The following is a 6,500-nucleotide window of genomic DNA, read 5'->3' on the forward strand; positions in this document are numbered from 1 at the left end:
AAATATGGCTTTTTTTGATAGAGTGATGCTTTGTCGATCGCTAAAATCTCTATGTCCCAGGTATCGCTCCCCCAATCGCTCCAGAAAGGCCTACCCCTCATGGCTCTTGCGCCCATGCAGGATGTGACAAACCTCTGGTTTATGAAGGTCATTGCCCACTACGGCAGCCCTGACTACTTCTTCACCGAGTATTTCCGCGTCAATGATACCTCACGGCTCAATCGTAGCATTCTGGCAGCAATCACCGAAAACGACACGGGTCGCCCCGTTTTTGCTCAAATGATTGGCGAAAGCATTCCCGACTTAGTAAGAACAGCAAAAGAACTCTGCAACTATAATATCGCTGGAGTTGACTTGAACATGGGCTGTCCAGCACCTAGAATCTATCGCAAAAACGTTGGGGGTGGATTGCTGCTCTTACCAGAAAAAGTGGATCGCATTTTGGGAGAACTGCGTTCTGCTGTCAACGATCGCCCTTTAACCGTCAAGATGCGCGTAGGCTTTGAAAATACAGATAACTTTTACGAAATTCTAGATATGATCAATAGCCACAGCATTGATTTGCTGAGTTTGCATGGTCGCACGGTGAAAGATATGTACCACGGGGCAGTGAAATATGATTTGATCGCTGAAGCGGTGAAACGGGTTGATTGTCCAGTGCTTGCCAATGGCAATATCCATTCTGCGACAACTGCCCTTAAAGTGCTTTCTCAAACGGGCGCGGCGGGTGTGATGGTAGGACGCTGGGCGATCGGGAATCCTTGGCTTTTTAATCAAATTCGGCAGGCTTTGCGAAAAGAGCCGATCACGCCCATTCCTTTAGTAGAGGTACGCAACTATATTGATCGTTTATGGCAAACGCCTTATTCAGCAACTATGCCAGTGCGATCGCGCGTAGGCTACCTCAAAATGTTCCTCAACTACATTGCCCTGAGTGTTGATGCTGAAGGTCATTTCCTGCGGCTGATGCGACAGACCTCTACCGAGGTAGAACTGTTAAACCTCTGCGATCGCTTTCTCCTTGCTGATCTGACGAAAACTTTAGCCCTAGCACCCTACTCAGGCGTGTAACCTGCTTGCTATTTCGCTAGTTCTTTGTTAAAAATTCTTGAACAGTCAGAATTTCAATGCCTCTCCAGGGGTTTAGCATTAGTAAATCATCATCTCCGGTCATAATACATTCTGCTTTTCCACCGACTGCTAATTCTAGATATTTGTTATCTTTTGGATCTCGACATTCGTTAATCTGTTCAGTCACTTTAATGAACTGTACAGTTTCGGACAAATCCACCAGGAAATCGTTGCGTTCTTCTGGCGTGGTGTACCGATTAAATTTGGGTCGAGCGAGTACCTGTTCTAGCTCCAGCCAAATGGACTCGGACACCAACAATTCCCCTAAATCTTGAGCTTTTCTGAGTGCGCGATCTGGTTTGCTACCTGGTAATAACACCGCACTAATGATGACATTGACATCACACACAAACCGTCTTTCATTCGCCGTCATTCAAGATTGACTCCAAAATTTCTGGCGTTAAATCCCTTTCTGCGGCTCGTCTACCAATTTCATCCATTGTTTGTCTGAGCTTGGCAATGGCTTCCTGCTTGCTTGTCATTGAAGACTTTAGTAACACTGCGAGCCGGGCTTCAATTTGTTCCCGTTCGTCTTCAGTGGCATTGCGGTATGCCTCTGCTACCTCAGACGGGACTTTGATAGTAATTTCTTCATTAGTAATCATGGTCTGTTCGCTTCCATAATTTCTCATCTTTAATCATGTTACTTCCTCGGCTCATAATTCCCCCATCAGGCTGTTTGAAGTAACGTTGTCGGATGATCATAGTTATTTCAAAATCAATAATTAAGAACTGGGAGTTCTGTAGACAGCTTAACTTCACACTAGCCACAAGTTTGTATCACCCTCGTATCCTTTAAAATATAAATGACTGCACAAGATAAAACCCCAAGACCTCAAATAAATTTAGATTTATCGCCAGAACTTTATGAGACACTAAACAATCTGGCGCAACAGATTAATGGAGATAATGGTGATGTGCTGTTAAAAGCGATGCCTACGGCTGGCTACGCCTACGCACTCCTAGAAGTAGCCTTAAAAGCCAAGCAAAAAGGCAAACATATCTGGATTAGAGATGATAACCAAAATCTTGAAAGCCGATCGCGCCATGACTCAAGTAATGGAAGAATTATCTTCCACTGAAAACCGGATTGCTTTTGCACGTCAGGCTTTTAATGACGCGGTGACACTTTACAACACCAAGAGCGAATCTTTCCCCAGCAACCTTGTGGCCAATACTTTTAACTTTACTGTTGCAGAATTGCTCCCCGAAGCTACTTCAGAAATTAGAAATGCTCCACGCGTGTCTTTTTAGGTGTCTATGAATTTCTTTGAACATCAGGATCGGGCACGCCAAAATACGCAACAATTAATCGGGTTATTTTCCCTGTCGATCGCAGTTATGATTATGGCGATTTATATTGCCACTTTATTTCTGTTGGGCATGGCTCCCCGTGTTTGGTGGCATCCAGGGATATTTCTTTACGTGGCTGGGATTACAATAATTGCGATCGCAGTCGGAAGCTTATATAAAATTGCCTATCTCCGTGAGGGCGGTAGCGTAATTGCCGAGGAGTTAGGGGGAAGACTGCTGCTACCAGAAATGGCGGATGAACAAGGGCGACAACTATTAAATATTGTCGAGGAAATGGCGATCGCTTCTGGTATTTCCGTCCCCGAAGTTTATCTCCTTGAGAGAGAAACCAGCATTAATGCCTTTGCAGCCGGATTTACGCCCAATGATGCTGTAATTGGAGTTACCCGTGGAACTTTGCAACACCTGAACCGAGATGAACTACAAGGAGTCATCGGCCACGAATTCAGTCATAACGTAATCATAAACTGTCAAACTGCTACCCATTGCTTCGCTACCGACTGCCATTAGGGTATCATCTAGCTGTTCTGTCAGTTGTTGCAGTTTAATCAACAGTTCGGTAAGCGTTGCGGCTAATTGATAATCCCGCACAAATTCGTCTACATCAAAGCTGGCTGGTAAAATGTCTCGGTTAGACTGGGCAGCAGTCAGGCTAGTGTTGACAAAGGCTAGGCTTTTATCGCCCATCTTAAATAACTTGCGTCGTTCTTCCACACTTAGGGTAACAAGAAAAGGCATCTTTGCTTGGATAGTCGCAAAGGCTGCTTTAATTTCTTGGATATCTGCTGGGGTAAGGGAACCTGTAATGTTTTGGTAAGCCATTGGATATTTACTCAGGTGAATCTGTTTGTTATGATTCCCACTGGTAAATGCGATCGCACAGTCTTAAGGAATGGGGAGTAGGCTTGCCGTGAGCTTGTCCTGAGCGTAGTCGAAGGGCGTAGCCGAACGGGAGTAGGGAGTGGGGAATGGGGAAATTAACCTCTCTCCAAAAATGTTTTTGTCCGGCATCGATAATTCCTCTAAACCCTTTGTGTCACCAGGAAACTATTTTCTACCATGCAATTTAGGCATAGGACAAGCTAGCGTCCATAGCTATAGGTGAGTTACAAAGGAGCAAAATGTATTGTCCCAAATTCACATGAGTTCGACGAACTTTTCCCACCCAGCCTCCCCTCCGGGAGGAGCAATGAAATAATCGGGTTTTTAAGCCTCTGTTCTAGAAAGAGAGAGGTTAAATTCCCGCAAGAGTGACCCTGATTATGGAATTTTGAAATCAATCAAATCAATAAATAATTGGTATTTACCAGAGTAACCAGATATGTTCAATGCCACTGAAATTTTAATTGATGCCTTTGTAAATGAAATTCGAGAGGGTTACCGTCGCACATACGGCTGCTTCAAAAATGATTATCAGGACATTATTGCCTGGGCTGGTAACATGGCTTTGGAAAACATTGCCAATAGCGACGCTCTTTATCACAATGTTGAACACACAGTACTTGTAACCCTGGTGGGGCAAGAAATATTACGTGGCAAACACATTAGGGAAGGCGGTGTTTCCAGTGAAGACTGGCTGCATTGTATCATTTCCTTAGTGTCTCATGATATTGGCTACGTTAAGGGAGTTTGCCGACAAGACCGAGAGACAGCAAACTTATATGCCACAGGTAAAAATGGCAAAATGATTTCTGTAGCTCCTGGCGCTTCTGATGCCAGTCTGACGCCGTATCATGTTGATAGAGCCAAGCTTTTTATTGATGAGCGTTTTGGAGGTCACAAGTTAATCGATGCTGAGGCAATTAAAAGCAATATTGAATTGACTCGATTTCCCGTGCCTGCGGCAGAAGATCATCAAGATACAAGGTGTTTTGCAGGATTAGTACGTGCTGCTGATTTGATTGGTCAACTAAGCGACCCGCGTTACCTGAAGAAAATTACTTCATTATTTTACGAGTTTGAAGAAACTGGTGTAAATAAAGTTTTGGGCTATAAAACCCCAGCTGATTTACGTAATAACTACGCTAAGTTTTACTGGAATGGCGTCTATCCCTATATCCAAGAGGGACTGCACTATCTATCTCTGACACAACAGGGAAAACAAATTCTGGCTAATCTCTACTCAAATGTGTTTGTTGTAGAACATGAAAAACAACAGGAAGAACAGCAGCGCTATTTAGAAAAATTAGGAGTTGAGAATTAGTAGAGACGCGATTAATCGCGTCTGTTGGGAATTAGTAGAGACGCGATTAATCGCGTCTGTTGAGAATTAGTAGAGACGCGATTAATCGCGTCTGTTGAGAATTAGTAGAGACGCGATTAATCGCGTCTGTTGAGAATTAGTAGAGACGCGATTAATCGCGTCTGTTGAGAATTAGACGCGATTAATCGCGTCTGTACAGGAGTTATGAATTAAGATAAAAGTTTAATAACTCATAAATCCTAACTTATAACTCCTAACTACTATGGATTGGTGGCGACGACTGAAAAAAAATCCTTTGGCACGATTTGGGGCAATTTTGCTGTTAATTTTCTACGTAGCAGTAATTGCAGCAGATTTCGTGGCTCCTTATGACCCCTACGCCTCACAGCCCAATGGTTCACTGCTGCCACCAACTAAGATACATTGGGTTTCTCAGTCAGGGCAGTTTATCGGCCCCCATGTTTATCCAACGACTCAGGGAGACACGAATTTAGAAACAGGCGATCGCAAACTCATTGTAGACTTGACAAAGCCCTCACCCCTGCGTCTATTTGTCTCTGGGCCAGAATACCGATTGTTGCAGATGAGTTTGCCATTACCCCCAAAATGGGATGAAGTCACAATCTTTCCTGGTATTCCCTTAAATTGGCATTTATTTGGCACAACAACTGGGGCAAAATTCAACATCTTGGGCACTGATGACCAAAGCCGCGACCAATTCAGTCGCCTCTTACATGGCGGTCGCATCAGTATGTTTATCGGTATTTTTGGCATTATCATTACCTACCCCCTCGGTTTGATCATCGGGGGAATTTCCGGCTATTTCGGCGGTGTGACTGATAGCGTCATTATGCGCTTGGCAGAAGTGCTAATGACTTTCCCTAGTATTTATCTTTTGGTGACTTTGGGAGCAGTCTTACCACCTGGTTTAAGCAGTACCCAGCGCTTTTTGCTGATTGTAGTGATTACTTCGGTTATTAGCTGGGCTGGTTTAGCACGGGTCATTCGAGGACAGGTACTATCAATTAAAGAGCGAGAATTTGTCCAAGCGGCACGCGCGATGGGCGCGAACCCACTTTATATTATCCTCCGCCACGTTTTGCCGCAAACGGCTAGTTATGTAATTATCTCTGCTACTCTTGCAATTCCCAGCTTTATTGGTGCAGAAGCGATACTGAGTCTCATCGGCTTGGGAATTCAACAACCAGACCCCTCTTGGGGGAATATGCTTTCTCTGGCTAGCAATGCTTCAATTTTGGTACTGCAACCTTGGCTAATCTGGCCGCCTGCGGTGCTGATTATCCTCACAGTGCTAGCATTCAACTTACTCGGTGATGGGCTGAGAGATGCTCTTGACCCTCGTAGTTTGCGGAGATAAGCTCAAAGAAATAGCAAATGCGATCGTACCTCCTTTACTGCTGCAAATTTGCAACCAATTTTGCAAGCGCCAAACAAGATTAGGAAGGGGAAGCGGAGTGATACGGGGGAGTAGCGAACTACCGTTTTGGATAATTTGCAAGTTTAAAGGTGAACCAATAAGCCAGGTTTCTGGAGGCAGTACCGCCACGCATAACGCCACACCTCCCGCCATACCAAACACATTGGTGTCAGCCTCAACTCTTGGAGACGCTGTATTTCGACTCCGCTCAACATAAAGAAAGCGTTCGGGGAAGTCATATCATGTCCGCATAAATAGTTATGCTAACCATAGCCATTACACCCCACCCTAGCCCTGTCAAGGTGACTTTTTTGCAGTCGCTAAAAGTTTGGCAGTGGAAACATGTGGATGCTGAGGGTCATACTTTGGAGGATCTTTCTTCTTCTTTGGAGCACGGGTATGTTTGAGAAAAGA

9 protein-coding genes are annotated in these 6,500 nt (G+C 44.5%); 6 read left to right on the plus strand and 3 right to left on the minus strand.

Features of this window, described 5'->3' with window-relative positions; genetic code table 11:
* Positions 1–51: 51 nt before the first annotated feature.
* Positions 52–1,071, plus strand: coding sequence for a tRNA-dihydrouridine synthase family protein (locus LC586_RS32115; RefSeq protein ID WP_229489496.1), 1,020 nt, complete (start codon positions 52–54; stop codon positions 1,069–1,071).
* A gap of 16 nt (positions 1,072–1,087) precedes the next feature.
* Here the strand turns inward: LC586_RS32115 and LC586_RS32120 are convergent, their stop codons facing one another.
* Both LC586_RS32120 and LC586_RS32125 read right to left on the minus strand, forming a co-directional pair.
* Positions 1,088–1,504, minus strand: a complete 417-nt coding sequence (locus tag LC586_RS32120) for a putative toxin-antitoxin system toxin component, PIN family (RefSeq protein ID WP_229489497.1) — start codon at positions 1,502–1,504, stop codon at positions 1,088–1,090.
* Complete coding sequence (locus LC586_RS32125; RefSeq protein WP_229489498.1) at positions 1,491–1,736, minus strand: hypothetical protein; 246 nt, start codon at positions 1,734–1,736, stop codon at positions 1,491–1,493. Before LC586_RS32125 ends, LC586_RS32120 begins: the two co-directional genes overlap by 14 nt.
* Before the next feature lie 201 nt (positions 1,737–1,937).
* Here LC586_RS32125 and LC586_RS32130 point away from each other — a divergent pair, with 201 nt between their 5' ends.
* Genes LC586_RS32130 through LC586_RS32140 form a run of 3 tightly spaced genes read left to right on the plus strand, consistent with a single transcriptional unit; the run spans position 1,938 to position 2,955 of the window.
* Positions 1,938–2,213, plus strand: a complete 276-nt coding sequence (locus LC586_RS32130; RefSeq protein WP_229489499.1) for a DNA-binding protein — start codon at positions 1,938–1,940, stop codon at positions 2,211–2,213.
* The gene (locus LC586_RS32135) at positions 2,179–2,385 is read left to right on the plus strand and encodes a LemA family protein (protein ID WP_229489500.1); all 207 of its coding nucleotides are present in this window, start codon (positions 2,179–2,181) and stop codon (positions 2,383–2,385) included. The genes LC586_RS32130 and LC586_RS32135 overlap by 35 nt, the downstream gene beginning before the upstream one ends.
* A 6-nt stretch (positions 2,386–2,391) precedes the next feature.
* Positions 2,392–2,955: a M48 family metalloprotease gene (locus tag LC586_RS32140; protein WP_229489501.1), complete on the plus strand. Its 564-nt coding sequence runs from the start codon at positions 2,392–2,394 to the stop codon at positions 2,953–2,955.
* Here the strand turns inward: LC586_RS32140 and LC586_RS32145 are convergent.
* Positions 2,866–3,267 carry a hypothetical protein gene (locus tag LC586_RS32145; RefSeq protein ID WP_229489502.1) on the minus strand — a complete coding sequence of 134 codons (402 nt, stop codon included), beginning with the start codon at positions 3,265–3,267 and terminating at the stop codon, positions 2,866–2,868. The two genes, LC586_RS32140 and LC586_RS32145, sit on opposite strands and share 90 nt — an antisense overlap.
* A 499-nt stretch (positions 3,268–3,766) precedes the next feature.
* On the opposite strand from LC586_RS32145, the gene LC586_RS32150 reads away from it, so the two are divergent.
* Positions 3,767–4,648, plus strand: coding sequence for an Npun_R2479 family HD domain-containing metalloprotein (locus LC586_RS32150; protein WP_229489504.1), 882 nt, complete (start codon positions 3,767–3,769; stop codon positions 4,646–4,648).
* A gap of 262 nt (positions 4,649–4,910) precedes the next feature.
* A complete protein-coding gene (locus LC586_RS32155) occupies positions 4,911–6,026 on the plus strand; it encodes an ABC transporter permease (RefSeq protein WP_229489506.1) in 1,116 nt (371 codons plus the stop codon).
* Positions 6,027–6,500: the final 474 nt, after the last annotated feature.

Origin of the sequence: Nostoc favosum CHAB5714, from assembly GCF_020829495.1 — a bacterium.
Taxonomy (GTDB): Bacteria; Cyanobacteriota; Cyanobacteriia; order Cyanobacteriales; family Nostocaceae; genus Nostoc; species Nostoc favosum.